Genomic DNA, 25,085 nt, shown 5'->3' on the forward strand with positions numbered 1-25,085 from the left:
GCAGACGACCCCGGCGGCGGGAGTCAGCTCTCCTCGCCGGCCTCCGTGCCGTCGCCCTCGTCGGCGACGCGCCAGACGCCGCCCTGGCGCTCGCGCTCGAGCTCCGCGCGGGCCTCGGCCTTGGCGTCCATCCGCTCGAAGTAGTCCTCGCGACGCTCGTTGCGGGTCTTGCGCCGGTTGTCCTCGAGGCGGAGGTCCGTTCCGCGGGGCGCGGTGATGAGCTCGGCCGTCGAGGTGAGGGTCGGCTCCCAGTCGAAGACGACGCCGTCGCCGGGGCCGATGACGACGGTGGAGCCCGCGACCGCTCCAGCCGAGAACAGGCCGTTCTCGACTCCGAGCTTGGCCAGGCGGTCGGCGAGGAAGCCGACGGCCTCGTCGTTCGTGAAGTCGGTCTGCGCGACCCAGCGCACGGGCTTGGTGCCCAGGACCCGGTACACGTTGCCGTACGAGCCGCCCTCGACCCGGATCTCGAAGTCCTTCTCGTCCACGGCGCGGGGGCGGATGGTGATGCGCTCCACCCGCGGCACGGCGGCGAGCTCGAGGCGGTGCTTCTCGACGATCTCGGCGAGGGCGAACGTCAGCTGGCGGAGTCCCGAGTGGCTCACCGTCGAGATCTCGAACACGCGGTAGCCGCGGCCCTCGAGGTCGGCCCGGACGAAGTCGGCCAGTTCCTGGGCCTCGGGCACGTCGACCTTGTTGAGCGCGATCAGCTGCGGCCGCTCGATCAGCGGCACCTGTCCGTCGCCGACGGGGTACGCCGCCAGCTCCCCGAGGATGATGTCGAGGTCGGTCAGCGGGTCGCGGCCGGGCTCGAGCGTGGCGCAGTCGAGCACGTGGACGAGGGCGGTGCAGCGCTCGACGTGGCGGAGGAACTCCAGGCCCAGGCCCTTGCCCTCGCTCGCGCCCTCGATGAGACCGGGCACGTCGGCGACGGTGAAGCGCGACTCCCCCGCCTGCACGACGCCGAGGTTGGGCGCGAGGGTCGTGAACGGGTAGTCCGCGATCTTCGGCTTGGCCGCCGAGATCGCCGCGACGAGGCTCGACTTGCCCGCCGAGGGGAATCCGACGAGCGCGACGTCCGCGACGGTCTTCAGCTCGAGGACGACGTCGCCCTCCCAGCCCGGCGTGCCGAGCAGCGCGAAGCCGGGCGCCTTGCGCTTCGTGGTGGCGAGAGAGGCGTTCCCGAGCCCGCCCTGCCCGCCCGGAGCGATGACGAACCGGAGGCCGGGCTCGTCCATGTCGATCAGCTGGTCGCCGTCCGGCGACTTGACGACCGTGCCGACCGGGACGGGGAGCTCCATGAGCTCGCCGTTCCCGCCCGCGCGGTGGTCGCCCATGCCGGGACCGCCGTTCTCGGAGCTGCGGTGCGGGTGGCGGTGGTAGGCGAGCAGCGTCGTCGTCTGCGGGTCGGCGACGAGGACGATGTCGCCCCCGTGCCCGCCGTTGCCGCCGTCGGGGCCGGCGAGCGGCTTGAACTTCTCGCGACGGACGGAGACGCAGCCGTTGCCGCCGTGGCCGGCACGCAGATGCAGCGTGACGTTGTCGACGAAGGTGACCATGGTGTGAATCCGTCCGTGAGTGCGTGCGGCGCCGGGATGCCGGCGCCGGGGGGCTGTGCCCCGGTAAACGCGCAAGGGGCGAGCCGAAGCCCGCCCCTTGCGTCCTGTGCCTGTTCGGCCGAGGAGGTCGACCCTACTGGGCGGCCGCCACGATGTTGACGACCTTGCGGCCGCCCTTGCTGCCGAACTCGACAGCGCCCGCCGAGAGGGCGAACAGGGTGTCGTCGCCACCGCGTCCGACGTTCGCGCCGGGGTGGAAGTGCGTGCCGCGCTGGCGGACGATGATCTCGCCCGCGTTCACGACCTGGCCGCCGAAGCGCTTGACGCCGAGACGCTGCGCGTTCGAGTCGCGACCGTTGCGAGTGGAGCTCGCGCCCTTCTTGTGTGCCATTTCTCATCTCCTCGAGACCGGGGGGCCGCAGCCCCGTGCTGTTGCCCTGCAGGGCGATGGCTCGCTCCGCAGGTCAGCTCAATTCCTTTGCAGGACTACTTGATGCCAGTGACCTTGACGCGCGTGAGGTCCTGACGGTGCCCCTGGCGCTTCTTGTAACCGGTCTTGTTCTTGAACTTCTGGATGATGATCTTCGGACCGCGGAGGTCCTCGAGCACCTCGGCGGTGACGGTGACGCCCGCGAGGGTCGCCGCGTCCGAGGTGATCGACTCACCGTCGACGAGCAGCACGGCAGGAAGCTGCACGGTGCCGTTCTCGTCGGCCTTGACGCGGTCCATCGTCACGATGGTGCCGACCTCGACCTTCTCCTGCCGACCGCCGGCGCGCACAACTGCGTAAACCACTTCTCGTACCTGTTTCTCGTCTGGACGGAGCGGAGGCCTCGTCCGGGGCTTGTAGGGACGGGGCTGAGCCCCGGTCTTCCGGTTCGTACCCGTCTCCTCACGACACGAGGGAACCGGCACCGCGGCCCGCGCCCCGTGAGGGGCGGAGCGACAACGGAAATCTGCGTGAGCACATGGATCGCGCCACACCAACGGTCAAGAGTACGGGATCCGCGCTCCACGGTCAAACGCACACGACTGCGAAGCCGTGTCCACCCGACCGGCGACCCCGTCACGATAGTCGAGGAGGAGGCGCGTGGACGGACGGCGCGCCGCCTACGATCGGGGAATGGCCATCCTCGTCGACGCCGCGCGCTGGCCGGCGCACGGCCGGCTGTGGGCGCACCTCGTGAGCGACGTCTCGCTCGAGGAGCTCCACGACTTCGCGCGCCGTCTCGGCGTGCCCGAGCGCGGCTTCGACCTGGACCACTACGACGTGCCCGACGAGCGGATCGACGAGCTCGTCGCCGCGGGCGCGGTCCCCGTCGGCGCGCGGGAGCTGGTCGAGCGGCTGAGGCGGAGCGGGCTCCGCGTCCGCGGGCGCGACCGGGACGCCGAGAGGGCCCGGCGCCGGCTCTCGCCGGGCACCGGGCCCTCCTGACACCGGGTCGCGCTACTGGTCGGCGCGGCGCGGGGTCTGCTCGGGGATGACCGCGACTCCGGTGAGCGCGGCCGTCGTGACGCGACGGCTCTTCGCACGGCCCTGGCCGGGCTGCTTCGGGGCCGGCAGAGCGTCGAGCACGGAGTCGAGCAGGTGCTCGGCGACCTCGCTGCGGACGCGGCGCGGAGGCGTGACCGGCGCGATCGGGATGTCGAGGATCGGCGCGGCAACGGCCGGCTCGATCTCCTCCTCGACCGGGGTCTCGACGGGAGCCGACTCGACGGACGCCGTCTCGGCGGCCTCCTGGCGCGGCTCGCGGTCGCGGCTGCGACGACGGCGCTCGCCCCGGGCGGGACGCTCGCCGCGACGACTCGGCTCGGACGGCTGCTCCTCGGGAGCCGTGGCGGACTCCTCCGGCGCCATGGCCTCGACGGTCTCGGCGGCGTCCTCGACCAGCGCGGCCGCCTCCTCCGCCGCCTGGCGCACGGCCTGGGGGTGGATGGTGCTGGCGGCGATCTGCGCGAGCGCGTTCTTCGCGTCGTCCGTGATGGCGTGGGTGCTGACCGGCTTGGTCGCCGGCGCGCCCTGTCCGTTCTGCCCGCCGTTCGAGCGCCCGGAGGCGGCGGGCTGCTGCTCGCCGCCCTTGCCCCGGCGGCGCTGCTCCTGCTGCGGAGCGGCGGTCGACCGGTGCTTGAGCACGGGGTCGTGGTGGACGATGACGCCGCGTCCGGCGCAGATCTCGCAGTTCTCGCTGAAGGTCTCGAGCAGGCCCAGGCCCAGCTTCTTGCGGGTCATCTGCACGAGGCCGAGCGAGGTGACCTCGGCGACCTGGTGCTTCGTCCGGTCGCGGCTCAGGCACTCGACCAGGCGGCGGAGCACGAGGTCGCGGTTGGACTCGAGCACCATGTCGATGAAGTCGACGACGATGATGCCGCCGATGTCGCGCAGGCGCAGCTGGCGGACGATCTCCTCGGCCGCCTCCAGGTTGTTCTTCGTGACCGTCTCCTCGAGGTTCCCGCCCGAGCCGACGAACTTGCCGGTGTTGACGTCGACCACGGTCATCGCCTCGGTGCGGTCGATCACGAGCGAGCCGCCGCTGGGCAGCCACACCTTGCGCTCCAGCGCCTTCTCGATCTGCTCCGTGATGCGGAACTCGTCGAACGCGTCCTTGTCACCCGTGTAGACCTCGACGCGCTCGAGCAGATCGGGGGCGACCTGGCTGAGGTAGAGCTCGATGGTCTCGCGGGCGTCGTCGCCTGCGATGACCATCTTCTCGAAGTCCTCGTTGAAGACGTCGCGGACGATCTTGATCAGCAGGTCCGGCTCGCTGTGCAGGAGAGCGGGAGCCTGCCCGGTCGCGGCCTTCGCGCTGAGAGCCGTCCACTGCGCGGTCAGGCGCTCGACGTCGACGGTCAGCTGCTCCTCCGTGGCGCCCTCGGCCGCGGTCCGGACGATGACGCCCACGTTCTCGGGCAGCACCTCCTTGAGGATCTTCTTCAGGCGGGCGCGCTCGGTGTCCGGGAGCTTCCGCGAGATGCCGTTCATCGAGCCGTTGGGCACGTAGACGAGGTAGCGGCCGGGGAGCGAGATCTGGCTCGTGAGACGGGCGCCCTTGTGGCCGACGGGGTCCTTCGTGACCTGGACGAGGACCCGGTCGCCGGGCTTGAGCGCGAGCTCGATCCGGCGGGGGCCGCCGGCGTTGTTCGCGGCGTCCCAGTCGACCTCGCCGGAGTAGAGCACGGCGTTGCGCCCGCGTCCGATGTCGACGAAGGCGGCCTCCATGCTCGGGAGGACGTTCTGCACGCGGCCGAGGTAGACGTTGCCGATGAGCGACGCCTCCTGCGAGCGGGCGACGTAGTGCTCGGCGAGGACGCCGTCCTCGAGCACGCCGATGCGGATGCTGTCCTCCTTCGAGCGGACGACCATGACGCGGTCGACGGCCTCCCGGCGGGCGAGGAACTCGGACTCGGTGACGACCGTGCGGCGCCGGCCGGCGTCGCGGCCGTCGCGGCGGCGCTGCTTCTTGGCCTCGAGGCGGGTCGAGCCCTTGATGCGCTGCGGCTCGGTGATGAGCTCGGGCTCGCGGGCCTCGCGCTGCTCGCGCGGCTGGCGGACCCGGAAGACGGTGTTCTCGGGGTCGTCGGAGCCGGACCTCTCGCTCTCGCCGCTGCGGCGGCGCGAGCGGCGGCGGACGGAGCCCTGCTCCTCGGCCGGGCTCTCGCGCTCCTCCTGGACGCCCAGCGGCGCACCGCGGGGAGGCAGCGGAGCCAGCTCGACGTAGTCGGGCAGGACCGGCGCCTGGAACAGCAGCGACGGGCTCGGCAGTGCGGGCCGTCGCGGCTCCTCCTGCTCGGCGCCTGGAGTCTGCGGGAGGGCGTTGAAGAACACCGCGCCCGTCGACGTCGACGGCTCGGCCGCCTCCGCGGCGCTCCCGGTCTCGGGCAGCTCGGTGCCCTCGGCTCCGGTCTGGTCGGTCTCGTTGCTGTCGATGATCGTCTCCCCTGTCGCTGGCGCGCTCGACTCGGTCCGCCGGGTAGCCCGGCGGCCACCGAAGAGGCGGCTGATCTTCCTGGCCCCGCTGCGGGGCTCGTCGCGGTCCCGATCGGATCCGCTCGTACTGTTGTCTTCCACCATTCCTGGTGCACTCCTCGGCCGGGTCGTCCGCCGCGTCGTCTTCCCGGATGCTTCTCTCGTGCGAGGGGCCTCGGCCCGCCGCGAATCCTTCCGCTCCCCCGGTCCCGTCGCGCTCGTGGCGCGGGACTCCGGTTGCAGCTGCACTCTCGGAACTGACTATCCGACACGCGCTCCTCCGCGGTGCGACCTGCGGTCGACTCCCGGCGGAGCGGAGATCCGGCGCGTCCATTCGCGGAACGCTGTCGATCTCCTGTGGCCCGGTACTCGCCCGGTAAACCTTCTTCGCGTCGATGCGGGGTCCCCCGGACCGACGGCTCCGATTATCGCACGCATTCCCAGAGGCGCCGATCCGGCGCGTGCCATAATCCCCCGGTGTCCAGCGATCCCGGGGTGCGCGACGCCCCCACCCAGCAGCGCCCCGTCGTCTTCGCCGTCCTGCTGATCGTCCTCGGCGTGATCGGCTGGACCGCCGCCTTCGCCCTCACGAACGACAAGTTCGCCGCTCTCGAGAACCCGGATGCGGGCCTCGGCTGCGACTTCAGCCTGCTGGTGCAGTGCAGTGCGAACCTGAACTCGGCGCAGGGCGCGGTCTTCGGCTTCCCGAACCCTCTCATCGGCCTGGCGGCCTGGATCGCGCCGATCGTGGTGGGGCTGGGCCTGCTCGCGGGCGCCCGGTTCGACCGGTGGTTCTGGGCGGCCTTCAACGTCGGCTTCCTGCTGGCCCTGGTGTTCGTGGGCTGGCTCATCGCGACGAGCGTCTTCGCGCTCGGAACCCTCTGCCCCTGGTGCATGCTCACCTGGGCCGTCGTCATCCCGGGCTTCTGGCTGGTGACACTCCGCAACCTCCGTGAGGGCGTGTTCCCCGTCCCCGCAGGGGTGCGCCGCTTCGCCGGTGCCGCCTACAGCTGGGTCCCGTTCATCACGCTGCTCTGCTACCTGCTGATCGCGGTGATCGCGCAGGTGAGGCTGAACGTGCTCGCCTACCTCTGACGGACGTCGTCAGAGGCAGGCGGCCGAGCGGCTCAGGCGAACCAGAGGCCGAGCTCGCGCGCGGCCGACTCCTCGGAGTCGGACCCGTGCACGAGGTTCTGCTGGACCTTGAGGCCCCAGTCGCGGCCGAGGTCGCCGCGGATGGTGCCGGGAGCGGCCGTGGTCGGGTCGGTGGTGCCGGCGAGCGCGCGGAAGCCCTCGATCACGCGGTCGCCCGCGATGCGCAGGGCGATGATCGGGCCGCTCTCCATGAACTCGACGAGCGGCTCGTAGAAGGGCTTGCCCTCGTGCTCGGCGTAGTGGGCGGCGAGCAGCTCGCGGTCGGCCTCGACGAGCTTCACGTCGACGAGGGAGTAGCCCTTCGCCTCGATGCGGCGGAGGATCTCGCCGGTGAGGTTGCGGGCGACGCCGTCGGGCTTGACGAGGACGAGGGTCTCCTGGGTGGCCATGGTTCAGCGGTCTCCTTCGGTGGGGTCGGTGGGCTCCGCCGCCCGGCGCGTCTGAGCGTCGAGGCGGGTGCCGGTCACCATGCAGTACGTCCACAGCGCCACGAAGGCGGCGCCGATCACGTACATGATCGGGACCAGCAGGCCCGAGGCCACGATAACGAACTGGAGCACCCAGCCGATGCGGAAGCCGACCGGCCGGTCCAGCAGGCCCAGAGTGGCGACGAGCGCGAGGCAGACCACCGCTCCCCCGACCAGCACGACCACGGGGTCGGCCGCCTTCAGCCCGAAGGCGACCAGGGTGGCGAGGAAGACGATGACCGCCTCGAAGCCGAGCACGATCGAGCCGAGGCTCTCCCGGACGGTCCGCGAGCGCCGCGGGCGTCCGGCCCTCACGCGCCCAGCCAGTTCTCGTCGCGGGCCGCAGTGATCGTGCGGCCGACGAGGGTGATCGAGCCCGTGACCAGCAGAGCGCCCTTGTCGGTGCGCGCCGCGAGGACGCGGCCGGCCGTGAGAGCACCGAGCGGGTCGTCGGCGACGCGGACCGCCTCCTCCGGGAACACGGTGCGGGCGAGCGCGGCGAGCTCCTCGGCGGGCATCGCCCGATCGCTCGGCGCCGTGGTCACGATCAGCTCGTCCACCACGGGGCGGAGCTCCCGGAGGATCCCCTCGGCGTCCTTCTCGGCCAGCACGCCGAGGACGGCCGTCACGCGGTCGAAGTCGAAGTAGCGGCCGAGAGCGGCGGCGAGGGACGCGGCACCGTGCGGGTTGTGCGCCGCGTCGACGACGGTGCGCGGAGCGAGTCCGACGAGCTGCAGGCGGCCCGGGGAGGTCGCGGCGGCGAAGCCCTCGTCGAGGACGTCGCCGGTGAGCTCCTGCGTCCCGCCTCCCAGGAACGTCTCGACCGCGGCGACGGCCACGGCGGCGTTCTCGGCCTGGTGGTCGCCGAAGAACGGCAGCAGCAGCTGCTCGTACGTGGTGACGAGTCCCCGGACGGTGACGACCTGGCCGCCGACGGCGACGGTCGTCGACTCGACGTCGAACTCCGCCCCCTCGACGACGATCGTCGACTCGGTGGCCTCGGCCGCGTGCCGCAGCACCGCCTCCGCCTCCGGGACCTGCCTCGCGGAGACCACCGAGGCGAGCGGCTTGACGATGCCCGACTTGGTGCGCGCGATCTCCTCGATCGTCGAGCCGAGGCGGTCGGTGTGGTCGAGGGCGATCGGCGTGAAGACGGCGACCTGCGCGTCGGCGACGTTCGTCGAGTCCCACTCGCCGCCCATCCCCACCTCGACGACGGCCACATCGACCGGCGCGTCGGCGAAGGCCGCGTAGGCCAGGACGGTGATCGCCTCGAAGAAGGACAGCGGCGCCTCGCCCTGCTCGGCCAGCTCGGCGTCGGTCATCCGCAGGTACGGCTCGACGTCCTGCCAGTTGTCGGCGAGGCTCCGGTCCGAGATCGGCTCTCCGTCGATGACGATGCGCTCGTTGAAGCGCTCGAGGTGCGGACTGGTGAACAGGCCCACCCGCAGCCCGTGGGCGCGCAGCAGACTCTCGATCATCCGGCTGGTCGAGGTCTTGCCGTTGGTTCCGGCGATCTGGATCACCGGGTAGGCCCGCTGCGGGTCGCCGAGGATCTCGACGGCGCGCCGGGTCGGAGCGAGGCGCGGGCGGACGCTCGCCTCGCCCAGGCGCTCCAGCAGCGCGGCGTAGACGGCGTCGGCGGCCGCGCGGTCGGCGTCGTCCGGCTCGAACGGATCAGACATCGGCGGCCTCGACCTTCTCGACGCGGATGATGGCGGTGCCCGCGGGGCCGACGGCGATCGCGCCCTCGCCGCCCTCGAGAGCCGTGGTGAGCGGAGTGAACGCGCATCCGGTCGCGAGGGTCTCCTCCGCGATCCAGAGCGCGTGCGGCTCGAGCGCCTGCAGGCTCGGCTCGTCGAGCACGACCTCCAGGACGATCCGGTCGCTGACCTCGAACCCGGCCGCCTTGCGGGCGTCCTGCACCGCGCGGATGAGGTCGCGGGCGAGCCCCTCCGCTTCGAGCTCGGGGGTGGTCGCCGTGTCGAGGAGCACGAAGCCCCCGCGCGGGAGCAGGGCGATGGCGCGGTCGTCGCCGGCCGAGCCGCCGACCTCGAGCGTGAGCTCGTACTCGCCCTCGACCAGCTCGACGCCGCCGGCGGTGACGACACCGTCCGTCTCGCTCCAGTCGCCGGCCTTGGCGGCCCTGATCACGGTCTGCACGCCCTTGCCGAGCCGGGGCCCGGCGACGCGCGCGTTGACCGCGAGACGGGAGGTGACGCCGTAGTCGGCGGCGCTGGAGTCGACCAGCGGCACCAGCGACACCTCCTTCACGTTCAGCTCGTCGCGGAGGATCGCCTCGAACGGCGCGAGCTCGGCGGCGTCGGCGACCACCACGGTCAGGCGCGCGAGCGGCAGGCGGACGCGGAGCCCGGCCTGCTTGCGGAGGGAGAGCGCGGTGGACGAGATGCCGCGGACCGCGTCCATCGCGTGCACGAGCGCCGGGTCGGCGGGGAACTCGTCCGCCTCCGGCCAGTCGGTGAGGTGGACGCTGCGGCCGCCGGTCAGGCCCTGCCAGATCTGCTCCGTGACGAGAGGCAGGAGCGGGGCGGCGACGCGGCACACGGTCTCGAGGACCGTGTAGAGCGTGTCGAACGCCTCCGATCCGCGGCCGTCCTCGTCGACGCCCTGCCAGAAGCGGTCGCGGGAGCGGCGCACGTACCAGTTCGTGAGCACGTCGCTGAAGTCGCGGAGCGCGGCGGCCGCGAGCGTGGAGTCCAGCGCCTCGAGCCGGCCGGTCACGGTCTCGACCAGATCGCGGGTCTTGGCCAGCAGGTAGCGGTCGAGGACGTCCTCGGAGCCGGTGCGCCTGGTCGCCTCGTAGCCGCCGCCCGCCGAGGCGTTGGCGTAGAGGGAGAAGAAGTACCAGGTGCTCCACAGCGGCAGCAGCACCTGGCGGACGCCCTCGCGGATGCCCTCCTCCGTCACGACGAGGTTGCCGCCCCGGAGGACCGGGCTCGACATCAGGAACCAGCGCATGGCGTCGGAGCCGTCGCGGTCGAAGACCTCGGCCACGTCCGGGTAGTTGCGCAGCGACTTGGACATCTTCTGCCCGTCGTTGCCCAGCACGATGCCGTGGCTGACCACGTTGCGGAACGCCGGGCGGTCGAAGAGCGCGGTGGAGAGCACGTGCAGCGTGTAGAACCAGCCGCGCGTCTGCCCGATGTACTCGACGATGAAGTCGGCCGGGTTGTGGGTGTCGAACCAGTCCGCGTTCTCGAACGGGTAGTGCACCTGGGCGAAGGGCATCGATCCGGAGTCGAACCAGACGTCGAGGACGTCGCTGATCCGGCGCATCGTCGAGCGCCCGGTCGGGTCGTCGGGGTTCGGGCGGGTCAGCTCGTCGATGAACGGCCGGTGCAGGTCGTCCGGGCGCACGCCGAAGTCGCGCTCCAGCTCGTCCAGCGAGCCGTAGACGTCGATCCGCGGGTACTCCGGGTCGTCGCTCTTCCACACCGGGATCGGCGAGCCGAAGTAGCGGTTGCGGCTGATGGACCAGTCGCGCGCGCCCGAGAGCCACTTGCCGAACTGGCCGTCCTTGACGTTCTCGGGAACCCAGGTGATCTCCTGGTTGAGCTCCTCCATGCGGTCGCGGATCGCGGTGACGCGGACGAACCAGCTCGAGACCGCCTTGTAGATCAGCGGATTGCGGCAGCGCCAGCAGTGCGGGTACGAGTGCTCGTAGCTCGCCTGGCGGAGCAGCCGGTGGCCCGCGCGCAGGAGCTGTGTGAGGGGCTTGTTCGCGTCGAAGACCTGGAGGCCGGCGACCTCGCTGATCTGCGGCAGGAAGCGGCCGCCGTCGTCGACCGAGATGATGACGGGGATGCCCGCCGCCTCGCAGACCTTCTGGTCGTCCTCGCCGTAGGCGGGCGCCTGGTGCACGATGCCGGTGCCCTCGCTGGTGGTCACGTAGTCGGCGACGAGGATGCGCCACGCGTTCTGCGTGCCCCAGGCCTCGGTGTCCGCGTAGTGGTCCCAGAGGCGGTCGTAGCTGATCCCCTCGAGCTCGGAGCCGCGGTGGGTGCGCGAGACGGCGGCCAGGGCCGACTCCGCGTCCGGATAGCCGAGGTCCTTCGCGTAGGCGCCGACCTGGTCGATGGCAAGCAGGTACTCGGCCGAGAGCTCGCGCTCCTCGGGCTCGCCCCTGCCGTCGGCCGCGCCGTTCGGGCCGGCGGGGACGACCGCGTACTCGATGTCGGGCCCGACGGCGAGCGCGAGGTTCGTCGGCAGCGTCCACGGCGTCGTCGTCCACGCGAGAGCGCGGACCGCCGTCAGCTGGAGCGCCTCCGCCGTCTCGCCGACCAGCGGGAAGGTGACGGTGACCGTCTGGTCCTGCCGCATCTTGTAGACGTCGTCGTCCATCCGCAGCTCGTGGTTCGAGAGCGGCGTCTGGTCGCGCCAGCAGTACGGCAGCACGCGGTGGCCCTCGTAGGCGAGGCCCTTGTCGTAGAGCTGCTTGAACGCCCAGATCACCGACTCCATGAAGGTGGGGTCGAGCGTCTTGTAGTCGTCGTCGAAGTCGACCCAGCGCGCCTGGCGGGTGACGTAGTCCTGCCACTCCCCGGTGTAGCGCAGCACCGACTCCTTCGCGGCGGCGTTGAAGGCCGCGACGCCCATCTCCTCGATCTGGGACTTGTCGGTGATGCCGAGCTGCCGCTCCGCCTCGAGCTCGGCGGGCAGGCCGTGGGTGTCCCAGCCGAAGCGGCGGTGCACCTGCCGACCGCGCATCGTCTCGAAGCGGGGGAAGACGTCCTTGGCGTAGCCGGTGAGGAGGTGCCCGTAGTGCGGCAGGCCGTTGGCGAAGGGCGGGCCGTCGTAGAAGACCCACTCCGGCGCTCCCTCGCGCTGCCGGATCGACTCCTGGAAGGTGTCGTCCGCCTTCCAGTACGCGAGCACGCGCTCCTCGATCTCGGGGAAGCGCGGCGACGGGGACACGCCCCGGCCGAACGCGGAGCCCTCGGCGGGCTCGGCTCCGTGCGGGGTGGGCGGGGTCAGGGGGTAGGTCACGTGCGGTCTCCTGGCAGTGCTGCTGGTCTGCACGAGGACGGCCCGCCCGGATCTCAGACCCCGGGCCGGGTCGCGGTACCACCTCGCTTGGACCGGTCGGCCGGTCGCTCCCGGAGGAGTGCCCGCTGACGCGTTCCCACTCGATCGGCTGTCACGGGCCGCACCCGTCCGGGTCTACTGGGCGCAGGCCGGAGCCGGCGCCGTTCTTCCGGAGACTCACCGGTGATGGCCGGGTCGAAGTCGTCCGGCGCTATCCTAGCGCGTCGGCGGAAGCGGAGCAGGAGCGGGTCATGGTGCGAGGAGTGCAGCGCGGACGGCCCCGCGCGTCGTCGCGGTCCATGCTCGAGGACGCCGCACTGGACCTCTTCGTCGAGCAGAGCTACGCGGGCACGACGATCGAGCAGATCGCCCAGCGGGCGGGGGTCTCGCGCAACACCTTCTTCAACTACTTCGAGTCCAAGAGCGACGTCTTCTGGGTGCTGGTCGACGACCGGCTGGCCGAGCTCCCGGAGGCGCTGGCCGAGACGGCGGCAGAGGCGCCGGTGATGGACGCGCTCGGCGACGCGCTGCTCGCGATCGGCTCCGGCTTCGGACCCGCGACGGTGCCGTGGGTGCTCACCCAGTCCGACATGATCGGCAGCGTCCACGAGCTGCAGGCGTCGGCCCTAGGCCGCCTCGCCCGGCAGGCGGCCGTCATCGCCCGCTTCGTGGAGGAGCGGAGCGCGCGCCCGCTGCCCTCGCATCTCTCGCGCGCCATCGCCTACGCGAGCGTCGGAGCCGCGGTGGCGGCCGTGCAGGCGTGGGCCGCGGCGGGCCCCACCCGCGGCGAGCTCGTGCCCTATCTCGACGAGGCGCTCGCGCCCGTCCGCGCCGGCTTCACCCCCGTCGTCGACTGACCCGGCTCCCGCCGCTCCGGTAGAATCGTTGCGGCCGGCGGGCGACTCGCCCCGGAGCCCCCATCCAGGCACCATCACCACCGACACGGTGCCGCCCATAGCGAACCGGAGCATCATGACCCTCGCCGACCGCCTCCCCGCGAAGCCCGCCCTCGAGGGTCTGGAGGGCACGTGGGGCCTCCGCTGGCAGACCGACGGGACCTACCGGTTCGACCGCACCGGCCTCACCCGCGCCGACGTCTACTCGATCGACACCCCGCCGCCCACCGCCTCCGGGTCGCTGCACATCGGGCACGTCTTCTCCTACACGCACACCGACGTCGTCGCGCGGTTCCAGCGGATGCGCGGCAAGAGCGTCTTCTACCCGATGGGCTGGGACGACAACGGCCTGCCCACCGAGCGCCGCGTGCAGAACTACTACGGTGTGCGCTGCGACCCGACGCTCCCCTACGAGCCCGGCTTCACGCCTCCGTTCGAGGGCGGCGACAACAAGAGCAGCAAGGCCGCCGACCAGAAGCCGATCTCGCGCCGCAACTTCGTCGAGCTGTGCGAGCGCCTCACCGTCGAGGACGAGAAGCAGTTCGAGGACGTCTGGCGGGCCCTCGGCCTGTCCGTCGACTGGTCGCAGAGCTACCGGACCATCGGCGACGAGTCGCAGGCCGCCTCGCAGCGCGCCTTCCTCCGCAACCTCGCCCGCGGCGAGGCCTACCAGGCGCAGGCCCCGACGCTCTGGGACATCACCTTCCGGACCGCCGTCGCCCAGGCGGAGCTCGAGGACAAGGACCAGCCCGGCGCCTACCACCGCCTCGGCTTCCACCGCGACGGCGGCGAGGACGTCTTCATCGAGACGACCCGTCCCGAGCTGCTGCCCGCCTGCGTCGCCCTCGTCGCGCACCCCGACGACGAGCGCTACCAGGCGCTGTTCGGCACCACCGTCCGCACGCCGCTCTTCGACGTCGAGGTCCCGGTGCTCGCGCACCACCTCGCGCAGAAGGACAAGGGCTCGGGCATCGCGATGATCTGCACCTTCGGCGACATCACGGACGTGGTCTGGTGGCGCGAGCTCGACCTGCCCAACCGCGCGATCATCGGCTTCGACGGCCGCCTGATCTCGGAGGCTCCCGCCGCGATCACGAGCGACGCGGGCCGCGCCGCCTACGAGCAGCTCGCCGGCAAGACCGTCTTCTCCGCGAAGCAGGCCGTCGTGGCGCTGCTGAAGAAGTCCGGCGAGATGGTCGGCGACCCGCGCCCCGTCACGCACCAGGTCAAGTTCTTCGAGAAGGGCGACAAGCCGCTCGAGATCGTGTCGACCCGCCAGTGGTACATCGGCAACGGCGCTCGCGACGCGGTGCTCAAGGAGCGCCTGCTGGAGCTCGGCCGCGACGTGCGCTTCGTGCCGGAGTTCATGCGCGTCCGCTACGAGAACTGGGTGAACGGCCTCTCCGGCGACTGGCTGATCTCGCGCCAGCGCTTCTTCGGCGTGCCGATCCCGGTGTGGTACCCGCTCGACGGCGACGGCAACCCCGTCTTCGACTCCCCGATCGTGCCGGACGAGGCGGCGCTGCCGGTGGATCCCTCCAGCGACCCGGCCCCCGGCTACACGGAGGACCAGCGCGGAGCGGCGGGCGGCTTCCAGGGCGAGCTCGACGTGATGGACACCTGGGCGACCTCCTCGCTGACCCCGCAGCTCGCGGGCGGCTGGGAGCGGGACGACGAGCTCTGGCAGCTGGTCGCTCCCTACGACCTGCGCCCGCAGGGCCAGGACATCATCCGCACCTGGCTCTTCTCGACCCTCCTGCGCTCGCAGCTCGAGGACGGCCGCGCCCCGTGGAGCACGGCGACCGTCTCCGGCTTCATCGTCGACCCCGACCGCAAGAAGATGTCGAAGTCGAAGGGCAACGTGGTCACTCCCGCCGCGATGCTCGAGCAGCACGGCTCGGACGCGGTCCGCTACTGGGCCGCCTCCTCGCGCCTGGGCACCGACGCGGCCTTCGACCCGCAGAACCCGACGCAGATCAAGATCGGCCGCCGACTGGCGATCAAGATCCTCAACGCGGCGAAGTTCATCCACGGCTTCCCTCTCGCCGAGGGCGCCGAGGTCACCGACCCTCTCGACCTCAGCATGCTGGCCACCCTCGACACCGTGGTCGCCGACGCGACGACGGCGCTCGAGAACTACGACCACGCCCGCGCCCTCGAGACGACGGAGGCGTTCTTCTGGACGTTCTGCGACGACTACCTGGAGCTGGTGAAGGAGCGCGCGTACAGCGAGGACGGCGCGTCCGCCGCGGCCGCCCTGCACCGGGCGCTCGACGTCCTCCAGCGCCTGTTCGCGCCGTTCCTGCCGTTCGCGACGGAGGAGACCTGGTCGTGGTCGCACGACGACTCGGTGCACCTGCGCCCCTGGCCGGCCGTCGAGGGCCTGGGCGGCGACCCCGCCGTCCTGGCCGCGGCGAGCTCCGTCCTCACGGCCATCCGGCGCGCGAAGACCGATGCGAAGGCCTCGCAGAAGACGCCGGCCCGCTCCGCCCTGGTGACGGCGCCCGCCGAGCTCGTCGAGTCTCTCCGACTCGCCGCGGGAGACCTCGCGGCCGTCGGCAGGATCGCGACGCTCGACTTCGCCGAGGGCGACGCCCTCGCGGTCGGCATCGAGCTCGAGACCGAGGCGTAGCGCCGCTCCCGGGGGGCGGGAACCGTCCCGCCTCCCTCCCCACCGTCGAGAGGACCCCTCCCATGCAGCTCGGAACCCGCTGGTCGGTCGGCCAGGTGCCGCCGCAGACCCTCCCCGAGATCGTCGTCACCGCCATCGGCGACGTCGAGGGCGAGCTCGCCGCGGCCGGCACGGCGACCGCCGACTGGCGCTGGACGCTCACCTGGCTCGAGGGCAGGCCCGTCCTCGAACTCGACGACGGCACGACGATCACCTACCGTCCCGCCGAGGACGCTGCCTACATCACGCAGCCGCAGGGCCGCGTGGAGGGCGAGGACGACGACGACTGGGGCTGACGCCCCTTCGCGGCGCGGTCGCCGAGCCCGGTGAGCGCGCGCGTCCTGCGATCCTGAGCCGGAGCCCTCTCCCCCGCTCGCGCTCTAGGCTCGCAGGATGAGCGCTCCCGATCCCGTCGCCGTCCTGATCGAGCCGAGCGGACTCCCCCACGGGCTCCCCGACTTCGCCGCCGTCGACCCCGAGGCCTACCGCCCGGCGTTCCTCGAGGCCCTCCGCCGGCACCGCGGCGAGATCGACGCGATCGCCGGCGCCTCCGAGCCGCCGACCGTCGAGAACACCCTCGTCGCCCTCGAGCGGGCGGGCCGCGAGCTGCGCCGGGTGAGCGCCGTCTTCTTCACTGTCGCCGCCTCCGACCGCACTCCGCTCACCGACGCTCTGGAGGCCGAGCTCGCTCCGCTGCTCTCGGCCCACAGCGATGCGATCAGCCTCGACCCGCGCCTGTTCGCCCGTCTCCGCGCTCTCGCCGAGCAGTCGACGGAGCTCGACCTCGACGCCGAGACGGCCTACCTCCTTGAACGGAGGATCACCGGGTTCGAGCGCTCCGGTGCGCTCCTCGACGACGCAGGGAAGGCACGGCTCGGCGAGCTGAACGAGCAGCTGTCGACCCTGACCACGCGCTTCGAGAAGTATCTGCTCGCCGAGTCGAACGACCGGGCCGTCCTCCTCGACGACGTCGCCGGCCTCGACGGGCTCGACGAGTCCGACGTCTCGGCCGCCGCGCGCGCCGCCGCCGACCGCGGCGTCGACGGCTGGCTGATCACCCTGCCCCTCTACTCCGGACACCCCTGGCTCGCGCGTCTGCGCGACCGCGGCGTCCGCGAGCGCGTCCTGCGCGCCTCTGTCGGCCGCGGTGCGGAGGGCGGGCCGCACGACACCACCGCGACCCTGCAGCGAATCGTCGCGCTGCGGGCCGAGCGCGCAGCTCTGCTGGGCGCGGCCTCGCACGCCGAGTTCGTGATCTCGGGCCAGACCGCGGGCTCGCCGGAGCGCGTCCTGTCGCTGCTGCACGAGCTCGCCGCTCCCGCCGCCCGGAACGCGAGGATCGAGCTCGAGCGGATGCAGGCCTCCGCCGACGCCGAGCAGGACGCCGCCGGAGCGCCGCGCTTCACGATCGAGGCGTGGGATCGTGCCTACTACGAGGAGCGCGTGCGGTCGGAGAGCTACTCCGTCGACTCCAGCGCACTGCGTCCCTTCTTCGAGCTGGAGCGGGTGCTCCGGCACGGCGTGTTCGCCGCCGCCACCGGTCTCTACGGCGTCCGCTTCTCGGAGCGGAGCGACCTGGCCGGCTACAGCGAGCACGTCCGCGTGTTCGAGGTGCACGAGGAGGACGGGACCCCGCTGGGCCTGTTCCTGCTCGATCCCTTCACCCGCGACTCGAAGCGCGGCGGGGCGTGGATGAACTCCCTGTCCAGCCGCACCTCGCTGCTCGGCGACTCCGCCGTCGTCGTGAACAACCTGAACCTGTCGGCTCCGGGCCCGGGCGAGCCCGCCCTTCTCAGCCTCGACGAGGTGGAGACGCTCTTCCACGAGTTCGGGCACGCCCTGCACGGCCTGTTCGCGAGCACGCGGTACCCGCGCTTCGCCGGTACCGCGGTGTTCCGGGACTTCGTCGAGTTCCCGAGCCAGGTGAACGAGACGTGGGTGCGCCGCCCCGGGCTCCTCGCCGAGTACGCCCGCCACGTCGAGACCGGCGAGGCCCTGCCCGCGGGGACCGTCGAGCGCCTCGAGGCGTCCGCGCTGTGGGGCGAGGGCTTCGCGACGAGCGAGTACCTGGCGTCCGCCCTGCTCGACCTCGCCTGGCACTCCCTGCCGGCCCCGGTCGAGCCGCGCGACGCGGCCGCCTTCGAGCGCGACGTGCTCGACGGCGCGGGCCTCCTCCTCACCGCCGTGCCGCCCCGCTACCGCAGCACGTACTTCGCGCACGTCTTCTCCGGCGGCTACTCCGCGGGCTACTACTCCTACATCTGGAGCGAGATCCTCGACGCGGACACGGTCGAGTGGTTCGAGGAGAACGGCGGCCTCGACCGCTCGGCGGGCGAGCGCTTCCGCCGCGGGGTGCTCGAGCTCGGCGGCTCCCGCGATCCGCTCGACGCGTACCGCGCGTTCCGCGGGCGGGATGCGCGGACCGAGCCGCTGCTCGCGCGCCGCGGCCTCCTCTAGCGGCGCCGGGGGACGAGCCAGGCGAGGAGGACGAGTCCCACGACCAGGCCCCAGAACGCCGATCCGATCCCCGCGATGGTCGTGCCGGAGGCGGTGACCAGGAGCGTCGCCGCCGCCGGCAGCCGCAGCCGCGCGTCCTCCACAGCGGCCTGCACCGCCGACACGAACACCCCCAGCAGCGCCAGACCGGCGACCGCCTCGATCAGCAGCGGGCTCGCGGAGGACACCAGCGCGGCGGCCGCTCCGGCGAACACGCCCAGCACGAGGTAGGAGGCGCCCGCCGAGACCGAGGCGACCCAGCGCTGCTCCGGCCGCGGCGAGGCCTCGGGACCCGCGGTCAGCGCGGCGCTGAGCGCGGCGTAGTTGATCGGCACTCCGCCGAAGACCGCCGAGACCCCGGAGAGAGCGCCCGTCGAGACGATCCCGGGACGCGAGTGGGCCGCGAAGCCGAAGCTCGTCAGCACCGCGATGCCCGGGATGTTCTGCCCGGCCATGGTGACCACGTAGAGCGGCAGGCCGATCCCGACCATCGCTCCGATCTCGAACACCGGAGCGACGAACTGCGGCACGGGGAGCAGCGGCGCACCGGCGAGTGCCGCGCCGTCCGTCACGATCAGCAGCACGATCGCCAGGGCGATCGCGGCCGGCACCGCCCAGCGGGGCAGGAGCCGCAGGAGCAGCAGCCAGAGCAGGATCACCGGCAGCGCGAGCGCGGGGATCTCGATCGCCGCGCGCACCGGCGCCAGGACGAGCGGGAACAGGATGCCCGCGAGCATGGCGTTCGCGAGCGGCCGCGGGATGCGCGCGACGAGCCTCCCGAGTGCCGGCCACAGCCCGGTGACCACCAGCAGAGCGGAGGCGACCAGGAACGCCCCGACCGCGCGGTCGAAACCACCGGGGACCGTCGCGGTCGCGGCCAGCAGGGCGGCGCCCGGCGTGCTCCAGGCGAAGGTCATCGGCACGCGGTAGCGGATGCTCAGCACGATGCAGAGGACCCCCTGCAGCACGCAGACGGCGAGGAGGCCCGAGGCTGCCTGCACGTCGGTGGCGCCCACCGCGACCACCCCGGCGAGCACGATCGCGAACGAGCTCGAGAAGCCGGTCAGGGCGGCGACGATCCCGGCGAGCAACGGCTGGACGATGGCGGTGCCTCCCGGGGAATCGACCGGCACCGAGGCGACCGGACGCGCCGTCAGCGCGCTCCGCCAGGTTAGGGAAGCAGGAGCGCCTCGCCCGACGATCCCCCGGGCCAATCGCGGTGAACTGGCAGAGCGGGGCGGGGAGCGACTAGGCGCTCTTCTCCTGGCGACGGGGAGCGTGGGGCACGATCGTCGGGGCCGCGTTGTCGAGCACCGCGGCGCGGGTGACGACGACGCGCGCCACCTCGTCCGAGGAGGGCACCTCGAACATGATCGGGCCGAGCACCTCCTCGAGGATCGCGCGCAGTCCGCGGGCGCCGGTCTGGCGGAGGACCGCCAGGTCCGCGATGGCCTCGAGAGCGCCCCGGTCGAACTCGAGCTCGACGCCGTCGATCTCGAACATCCGCTGGTACTGCTTCACGAGCGCGTTGCGCGGCTCGGTGAGGATCTGCATGAGCGCGTCCTGGTCGAGCTGCGTGACCGTCGTGACGACGGGGAGGCGCCCGATGAACTCGGGGATCAGCCCGAACTTGTGCAGGTCCTCCGGGAGGACCTCGCTGAAGATGTTGATCTCGTCTTCCTTGTTGTGCAGCGGGGCGCCGAAGCCGATGCCGCGCTTGCCCGCCCGCGACGAGATGATGTCCTCGAGTCCGGCGAAGGCGCCGGCGACGATGAAGAGGACGTTCGTCGTGTCGATCTGGATGAACTCCTGGTGCGGGTGCTTCCGCCCGCCCTGCGGGGGCACGGAGGCGACGGTGCCCTCGAGGATCTTGAGCAGCGCCTGCTGCACTCCCTCGCCCGAGACGTCGCGCGTGATCGAGGGGTTCTCGGCCTTCCGCGCGATCTTGTCGACCTCGTCGATGTAGATGATGCCGGTCTCGGCACGCTTGACGTCGTAGTCGGCGGCCTGGATGAGCTTGAGGAGGATGTTCTCGACGTCCTCGCCGACGTAGCCCGCCTCGGTGAGGGCCGTGGCGTCCGCGACGGCGAAGGGCACGTTGAGGCGCTTCGCGAGGGTCTGGGCGAGATAGGTCTTCCCGCAGCCCGTGGGGCCGATGAGCAGGATGTTGCTCTTGGCGATCTCGACCTCGTCGTGGATCGCGTCGGCGGCGGTGATGGTGTTGCGGGCCCGCACGCGCTTGTAGTGGTTGTACACGGCGACGGCGAGGGCCTTCTTGGCCTGCTCCTGCCCGATCACGTACTCCTCGAGGAAGCCGAAGATCTCCTTCGGCTTCGGGAGGTCGAACTCGTGGCTCGTCTCCTCGCTCGACTCGGAGAGGCGCTCCTCGATGATCTCGTTGCAGAGCTCGACGCACTCGTCGCAGATGTAGACGCCCGGTCCCGCGATGAGCTGCTGGACCTGCTTCTGGCTCTTGCCGCAGAAGGAGCACTTCAGCAGGTCGGCGCTTTCGCCAATACGTGCCACGGGGATGCCCCACTTCCTTGTCGTGCGTCTGTCGTGCGTCGGTCGGTCGTGCAACGGAGCCCGGAGCTCCGGCCGGTGCGAGCGGGACGAGCCCCCTGACACTGCTCCGAGCCTAGCCGCTGAGCCGCGAGGGCTCGGCAGGCGGGCCGGATTCGCCGTGCCTTGCGCCTCGTGTGGCGCTTTGCTACGGCGACGGAGGACGCAGAGAGGGGCCGGGCGGCGGATCGCTCCGCCACCCGGCCCCTCCTGGACGCCCTACGCCGTGAGAGCCGGGAGGCTCTTGCGGCTGGTGAGCACCTGGTCGATCAGCCCGTACTCGAGCGCGTCGCTCGCGCCGAGGATCTTGTCGCGGTCGATGTCCTTCTTGACCTGCTCGATCGAGCGGTTCGAGTGGTGCGACAGCGTCTCCTCGAGCCACTCGCGCATGCGCATGATCTCGGCGGCCTGGATCTCGATGTCCGAGGCCTGGCCCCCGCCCTGCTGCACGGCGGGCTGGTGGATGAGGATGCGCGCGTTCGGCAGCGCGAGGCGCTTGCCGGGCGTTCCCGCGGCGGTGAGCACGGCGGCGGCCGAGGCGGCCTGGCCGAGCACGACCGTCTGGATGTGCGGGCGGATGTACTGCATCGTGTCGTAGATCGCCGTCATCGCGGTGAAGGAGCCACCGGGCGAGTTGATGTACATGACGATGTCGCGGTCCGGGTCCTGGCTCTCGAGCACGAGGAGCTGGGCCATGATGTCGTCCGCGGAGGCGTCGTCGACCTGGACTCCGAGGAAGATGATGCGGTCCTCGAAGAGCTTGGCGTACGGGTCCTGGCGCTTGTAGCCGTAGGCCGTGCGCTCCTCGAACGTGGGGAGGATGTAGCGCGAGGACGGTGCGGCTCCGGAGCCGAACGCCGTTCCGCCGAAGGTGGGTGTGGTCATTGTCTGTTCCTGATCTCTCGGCGCGTTCGCTGGACTACTCGTCGATGGCGGTTCCGCCACCGCCGGCCACGTCGGTCGCCGACGAGCGGATGTGGTCGACGAAGCCGTAGGCCAGGGCCTCCTCGGCGCTGAACCAGCGGTCGCGGTCGCCGTCCTCGTTGACCTGCTCGACGGTCTTGCCGGTCGCCTTGGCGGTGATCTCGGCGAGGCGCTTCTTCATGTCGAGGATGAGCTGCGCCTGGGTCTGGATGTCGGAGGCCGTGCCGCCGAAGCCGCCGTGCGGCTGGTGGAGGAGCACCCGCGCGTTCGGGGTGATGTAGCGCTTGCCCTGGGTTCCGGCGGTGAGGAGCAGCTGGCCCATGGAGGCCGCCATCCCGATGCCCACGGTCACGATGTCGTTCGGGACGAACTGCATCGTGTCGTAGATCGCCATGCCCGCGGTGATGGAGCCGCCGGGCGAGTTGATGTAGAGGTAGATGTCCCGCTCGGAGTCCTCGGCTGCCAGGAGCAGGAGCTTCGCGGCGATCTCGTTCGCGTTCTCGTCGCGCACCTCGGAACCGAGCCAGATGATCCGGTCCTTGAGCAGGCGGTCGAAAACACTGTTGGGCATAACCATGTCGGCCATGTATTGCTCCGTTTCAGTTGTCGCTTCGGAGGCGAATCTATCGGACGCCGCCAGGCCGATCCGGCCGTGTTCGCCCGGGGCGGAGCGGGAGTCGCCCGTGTTCGCCCGGGGCGGACCGGAGCCCCCCCCAACGAGAGGAGCCGCCCTCCGACGGATCGGGGGGCGGCTCCTGACGTGCTCGCGGGGACTACTCCGCGGCCGGGGTCTCCTCGGCGGGAGCGGCGGCCTTCTTCTTGGCCGGCGCGCGCTTCTTCTTGGGGGCCGGGGCGGGCTCCTCCTCGGCGGCGGGCTCCTCGGCGACGGGCTCGGCGGGGACCTCGGCGTCGGCGGCGGCCTGAGCCTCCTCCGCGACCTCGGTCTCGTCCGAGGCGACGGCCTCGTCGGAGGCCTCGACGGCCTCGTCGTCACCGGGGACCGCGGTGAACGCGGTCAGGTCGACGGCGTTGCCCTCGGTGTCGGTGACCTTCGCCTTGCCGAGGACGATCGCGAGCGCCTTGTTGCGGGCGACCTCGCCGACCATCTGGCCGATCTGGTTGTTCTCGGACAGGATCTTGATGAACTCGTTCGGCTCCATGCCGTACTGCGCCGCACCCTGGATGAGGTACTGCGTGAGCTCGTCCTGGCTGACCTGGACCTTCTCCTGCTCGACGACGTGGTCGAGGAGGATCTGCGTCTTGAAGGTCTTCTCGCTGGCCTCCTTGACCTCGGCGCGGTGCTCGTCGTCCTCGAGGCGGTTCTCGCCCTCGAGGTGGCGGTGCACCTCGTCCTCGACGAGACCGGCGGGCACGGGGACCTCGACGAGGGCGAGCAGCGCCTCGACGAGCTTCTCGCGGGCCTCGCCGCCCTGGCCGAAGGTCTTCTGCTGAGCGGCCTGCTCCTTGAGCGACTCGCGCAGCTCGGCGATGGTGTCGAACTCGCTGGCGATCTGCGCGAAGTCGTCGTCGGCCTCGGGGAGCTCGCGCTCCTTGACGGCGGTGAGCGCGACGGCGATCTCGGCCTGCTCGCCGGCGTGGTCGCCGCCGAGCAGCGGAGCGGTGAACGTGGTGCTCTCGCCCGCGGTGAGCGAGTCGAGCGCCTCGTCGATGCCCTCGATCAGCTCGCCCGAGCCGAGCTCGTACGAGATGGCGTTGGCGGTGTCGACCTCGACGCCGTCGATGGAGGCGACCAGGTCGATCTGCGCGAAGTCGCCGGTCTTCGCCGGGCGGTCCACGGTGACCAGGGTGCCGAAGCGGCTGCGGAGCTTGTCCAGCTCGGCGTCGACATCGGCGTCGGTGACCTCGGCCGCCTCGACGGTGAGCTCGATGCCGTCGTAGTCCGGGACGGTGATCTCGGGGCGCACGTCGACCTCGATGGCGAGCTCGAGGTCGCCGGTGAAGTCCTTGTCGCTCGGCCAGGCGACGATGTCGGCCTGCGGGCGGCCCAGGGGGCGGACCTGGGTCTCGCGGACGGCCTCGCGGTAGAAGCCGTCGAGGCCCTCGTTGACCGCGTGCTCGAGCACCGCGGCCTTGCCGACGCGCTGGTCGACGATGGCGGGCGGGACCTTGCCCTTGCGGAAGCCGGGGACGTTGATCTGCTCGGCGATGTGGCCGTAGGCGTGCGTGATGCTGGGGCCGAGCTCGTCCGGGGTGACCGAAATCGCGAGCTTCACGCGGGTCGGGCTCAGCTGTTCTACCGTGGTCTTCACGTGAGGGGATCTCCTGTGCTGGTTGGTGTCGGCGCCGGATGACGGTCGTCACGGGTCGATGTCGTCACGATGAGTACTCGTGGTCGGGGCGACAGGATTCGAACCTGCGACCTCCCGCTCCCAAAGCGGGCGCTCTAGCCAAGCTGAGCTACGCCCCGGATGCGCGGGCCTGGGCACCGTGCGTGAGACTCTCGTCGAGCCGTCCCCGCACGTGCGCTTGCGCGACACGCCGAAATGGCCTTCGCAAGTGTACTGCACCGCGGCAGCGGCGACCGGAACCGCGCGGCGGAGGACGACCGGGGTGTCCACGGTGCTCGCGCGATGTACTACGCTGTCCTGGTGCCCGGTCGAGAGACCCGGTCGCACCGGTTCGCGGTCGTCATACCAGCGATTCGGGGCTGTAGCTTAGTGGTAAAGCCTCTGTCTTCCAAACAGATGATGCGAGTTCGATTCTCGTCAGCCCCTCTCCTCTCGAAGAGCCCCGGATGTCCGGGGCTCTTCGTCGTTCCGGGCGTGCTCAGCCGACCGCGCCGCGGTGCTCCTCCGTCAGGGCGAGGTACGAGGCGGCGTTCCGGCGGATGCCCTCGCGCTCCTCCTCCGTCAGCTCCCGCCGGACCCTCCCGGGGACGCCCGCCACCAGCGAGCCCGGCGGGACGACCGTCCCCTCGAGGACGACGGCGCCCGCGGCGATCAGCGAGCCGGTGCCGACGACGGCCCCGTTCAGGACGGTCGCGCTCATGCCGACCAGCACGTCGTCCTCGAGGGTGCAGCCGTGCAGCACGGCGTTGTGCCCGACCGAGACTCCGGCGCCGATGACCGCGTCGTAGTCGGCGTCGACGTGGACGACGACGCCGTCCTGGAGGTTGCTGCCGGCGCCGAGCTCGATCCGCGCGTGCTCGGCGCGCAGGACGGCGCCGTACCAGACGCTCGCCCGCTCCCCCAGGCGCACGGAGCCGATCACGGTGGCGCCCGGAGCGACCCACGCGGTGTCGGCGATCTCCGGGGCGCGTCCCCCGGTCAGGGCGAGGACGCGGGTGCCCTCCGCAGGACTCGACGGCATCGGGTTCTCCTCTTC

At 71.6% G+C, this 25,085-nt stretch carries 20 protein-coding genes and 2 tRNA genes; 7 read left to right on the plus strand and 15 right to left on the minus strand.

Features of this window, described 5'->3' with window-relative positions:
• Positions 1 to 23: 23 nt before the first annotated feature.
• The 3 genes from obgE to rplU all read right to left on the minus strand — a co-directional run bounded on the left by obgE (position 24) and on the right by rplU (position 2,354).
• Positions 24 to 1,559 carry a GTPase ObgE gene (gene obgE, locus C5C53_RS07530; RefSeq protein WP_104223681.1) on the minus strand — a complete coding sequence of 512 codons (1,536 nt, stop codon included), beginning with the start codon at positions 1,557 to 1,559 and terminating at the stop codon, positions 24 to 26.
• A gap of 133 nt (positions 1,560 to 1,692) precedes the next feature.
• Complete coding sequence (gene rpmA, locus C5C53_RS07535; RefSeq protein ID WP_068209107.1) at positions 1,693 to 1,950, minus strand: 50S ribosomal protein L27; 258 nt, start codon at positions 1,948 to 1,950, stop codon at positions 1,693 to 1,695.
• A gap of 95 nt (positions 1,951 to 2,045) precedes the next feature.
• The gene (gene rplU, locus C5C53_RS07540; RefSeq protein WP_104223682.1) at positions 2,046 to 2,354 is read right to left on the minus strand and encodes a 50S ribosomal protein L21; all 309 of its coding nucleotides are present in this window, start codon (positions 2,352 to 2,354) and stop codon (positions 2,046 to 2,048) included.
• A 328-nt stretch (positions 2,355 to 2,682) separates the two neighbouring features.
• Between rplU and C5C53_RS07545 the strand changes: the two genes are divergently transcribed.
• Entirely contained in the window at positions 2,683 to 2,994 is a 312-nt protein-coding gene (locus C5C53_RS07545; RefSeq protein ID WP_104254915.1) for a DUF4031 domain-containing protein, read from the plus strand.
• A gap of 12 nt (positions 2,995 to 3,006) precedes the next feature.
• On the opposite strand, the gene C5C53_RS07550 is transcribed toward C5C53_RS07545, so the two are convergent.
• Positions 3,007 to 5,628, minus strand: coding sequence for an Rne/Rng family ribonuclease (locus C5C53_RS07550; protein WP_104267221.1), 2,622 nt, complete (start codon positions 5,626 to 5,628; stop codon positions 3,007 to 3,009).
• A 372-nt stretch (positions 5,629 to 6,000) separates the two neighbouring features.
• Between C5C53_RS07550 and C5C53_RS07555 the strand changes: the two genes are divergently transcribed.
• Complete coding sequence (locus C5C53_RS07555) at positions 6,001 to 6,618, plus strand: vitamin K epoxide reductase family protein (RefSeq protein ID WP_258075391.1); 618 nt, start codon at positions 6,001 to 6,003, stop codon at positions 6,616 to 6,618.
• A 32-nt stretch (positions 6,619 to 6,650) separates the two neighbouring features.
• Here C5C53_RS07555 and ndk read toward each other — a convergent pair whose 3' ends face one another.
• Genes ndk through ileS form a run of 4 tightly spaced genes read right to left on the minus strand, consistent with a single transcriptional unit; the run spans position 6,651 to position 12,152 of the window.
• Positions 6,651 to 7,067: a nucleoside-diphosphate kinase gene (gene ndk, locus C5C53_RS07560; protein ID WP_104267223.1), complete on the minus strand. Its 417-nt coding sequence runs from the start codon at positions 7,065 to 7,067 to the stop codon at positions 6,651 to 6,653.
• A 3-nt stretch (positions 7,068 to 7,070) separates the two neighbouring features.
• A complete protein-coding gene (locus tag C5C53_RS07565; RefSeq protein WP_258068871.1) occupies positions 7,071 to 7,460 on the minus strand; it encodes a DUF4233 domain-containing protein in 390 nt (129 codons plus the stop codon).
• A complete protein-coding gene (locus C5C53_RS07570; RefSeq protein WP_104223687.1) occupies positions 7,457 to 8,830 on the minus strand; it encodes a folylpolyglutamate synthase/dihydrofolate synthase family protein in 1,374 nt (457 codons plus the stop codon). The genes C5C53_RS07565 and C5C53_RS07570 overlap by 4 nt, the downstream gene beginning before the upstream one ends.
• Positions 8,823 to 12,152, minus strand: coding sequence for an isoleucine--tRNA ligase (gene ileS, locus C5C53_RS07575; RefSeq protein WP_374954336.1), 3,330 nt, complete (start codon positions 12,150 to 12,152; stop codon positions 8,823 to 8,825). The genes C5C53_RS07570 and ileS overlap by 8 nt, the downstream gene beginning before the upstream one ends.
• A 290-nt stretch (positions 12,153 to 12,442) precedes the next feature.
• Here ileS and C5C53_RS07580 point away from each other — a divergent pair, with 290 nt between their 5' ends.
• From C5C53_RS07580 to C5C53_RS07595, 4 genes are all read left to right on the plus strand, one after another.
• Positions 12,443 to 13,048 carry a TetR/AcrR family transcriptional regulator gene (locus C5C53_RS07580; RefSeq protein WP_104226722.1) on the plus strand — a complete coding sequence of 202 codons (606 nt, stop codon included), beginning with the start codon at positions 12,443 to 12,445 and terminating at the stop codon, positions 13,046 to 13,048.
• Between the two features lie 115 nt (positions 13,049 to 13,163).
• Positions 13,164 to 15,719, plus strand: a complete 2,556-nt coding sequence (gene valS, locus C5C53_RS07585) for a valine--tRNA ligase (RefSeq protein WP_104267224.1) — start codon at positions 13,164 to 13,166, stop codon at positions 15,717 to 15,719.
• A 62-nt stretch (positions 15,720 to 15,781) separates the two neighbouring features.
• Positions 15,782 to 16,054 carry a hypothetical protein gene (locus C5C53_RS07590; RefSeq protein WP_104223690.1) on the plus strand — a complete coding sequence of 91 codons (273 nt, stop codon included), beginning with the start codon at positions 15,782 to 15,784 and terminating at the stop codon, positions 16,052 to 16,054.
• A 97-nt stretch (positions 16,055 to 16,151) separates the two neighbouring features.
• Positions 16,152 to 18,215 carry a M3 family metallopeptidase gene (locus C5C53_RS07595; RefSeq protein ID WP_104267225.1) on the plus strand — a complete coding sequence of 688 codons (2,064 nt, stop codon included), beginning with the start codon at positions 16,152 to 16,154 and terminating at the stop codon, positions 18,213 to 18,215.
• Here C5C53_RS07595 and C5C53_RS07600 read toward each other — a convergent pair.
• The 6 genes from C5C53_RS07600 to C5C53_RS07625 form a co-directional block, all read right to left on the minus strand.
• Entirely contained in the window at positions 18,212 to 19,387 is a 1,176-nt protein-coding gene (locus C5C53_RS07600; RefSeq protein WP_104267226.1) for a benzoate/H(+) symporter BenE family transporter, read from the minus strand. The genes C5C53_RS07595 and C5C53_RS07600 overlap by 4 nt on opposite strands.
• Before the next feature lie 115 nt (positions 19,388 to 19,502).
• On the minus strand, positions 19,503 to 20,780 hold the full coding sequence (gene clpX / locus C5C53_RS07605) for an ATP-dependent Clp protease ATP-binding subunit ClpX (protein ID WP_104247278.1): 1,278 nt from the start codon (positions 20,778 to 20,780) through the stop codon (positions 19,503 to 19,505).
• 255 nt (positions 20,781 to 21,035) lie between these two features.
• Positions 21,036 to 21,701, minus strand: coding sequence for an ATP-dependent Clp protease proteolytic subunit (locus C5C53_RS07610; protein WP_068253282.1), 666 nt, complete (start codon positions 21,699 to 21,701; stop codon positions 21,036 to 21,038).
• A gap of 34 nt (positions 21,702 to 21,735) precedes the next feature.
• Positions 21,736 to 22,326 (minus strand): ATP-dependent Clp protease proteolytic subunit, encoded by a 591-nt coding sequence (locus tag C5C53_RS07615; protein ID WP_097165884.1) that lies wholly within the window; start codon positions 22,324 to 22,326, stop codon positions 21,736 to 21,738.
• A gap of 187 nt (positions 22,327 to 22,513) precedes the next feature.
• Entirely contained in the window at positions 22,514 to 24,010 is a 1,497-nt protein-coding gene (gene tig, locus C5C53_RS07620; RefSeq protein ID WP_104267227.1) for a trigger factor, read from the minus strand.
• A gap of 80 nt (positions 24,011 to 24,090) precedes the next feature.
• A tRNA-Pro gene (locus C5C53_RS07625) sits at positions 24,091 to 24,168 on the minus strand.
• Between the two features lie 236 nt (positions 24,169 to 24,404).
• On the opposite strand from C5C53_RS07625, the gene C5C53_RS07630 reads away from it, so the two are divergent.
• A tRNA-Gly gene (locus C5C53_RS07630) sits at positions 24,405 to 24,475 on the plus strand.
• A gap of 52 nt (positions 24,476 to 24,527) precedes the next feature.
• Here the strand turns inward: C5C53_RS07630 and C5C53_RS07635 are convergent.
• Positions 24,528 to 25,070 carry a gamma carbonic anhydrase family protein gene (locus tag C5C53_RS07635; protein ID WP_104267228.1) on the minus strand — a complete coding sequence of 181 codons (543 nt, stop codon included), beginning with the start codon at positions 25,068 to 25,070 and terminating at the stop codon, positions 24,528 to 24,530.
• Between the last annotated feature and the right edge of the window lie 15 nt (positions 25,071 to 25,085).

This window comes from Rathayibacter sp. AY1E3, from assembly GCF_002932235.1.
Classification (GTDB): domain Bacteria; phylum Actinomycetota; class Actinomycetes; order Actinomycetales; family Microbacteriaceae; genus Rathayibacter.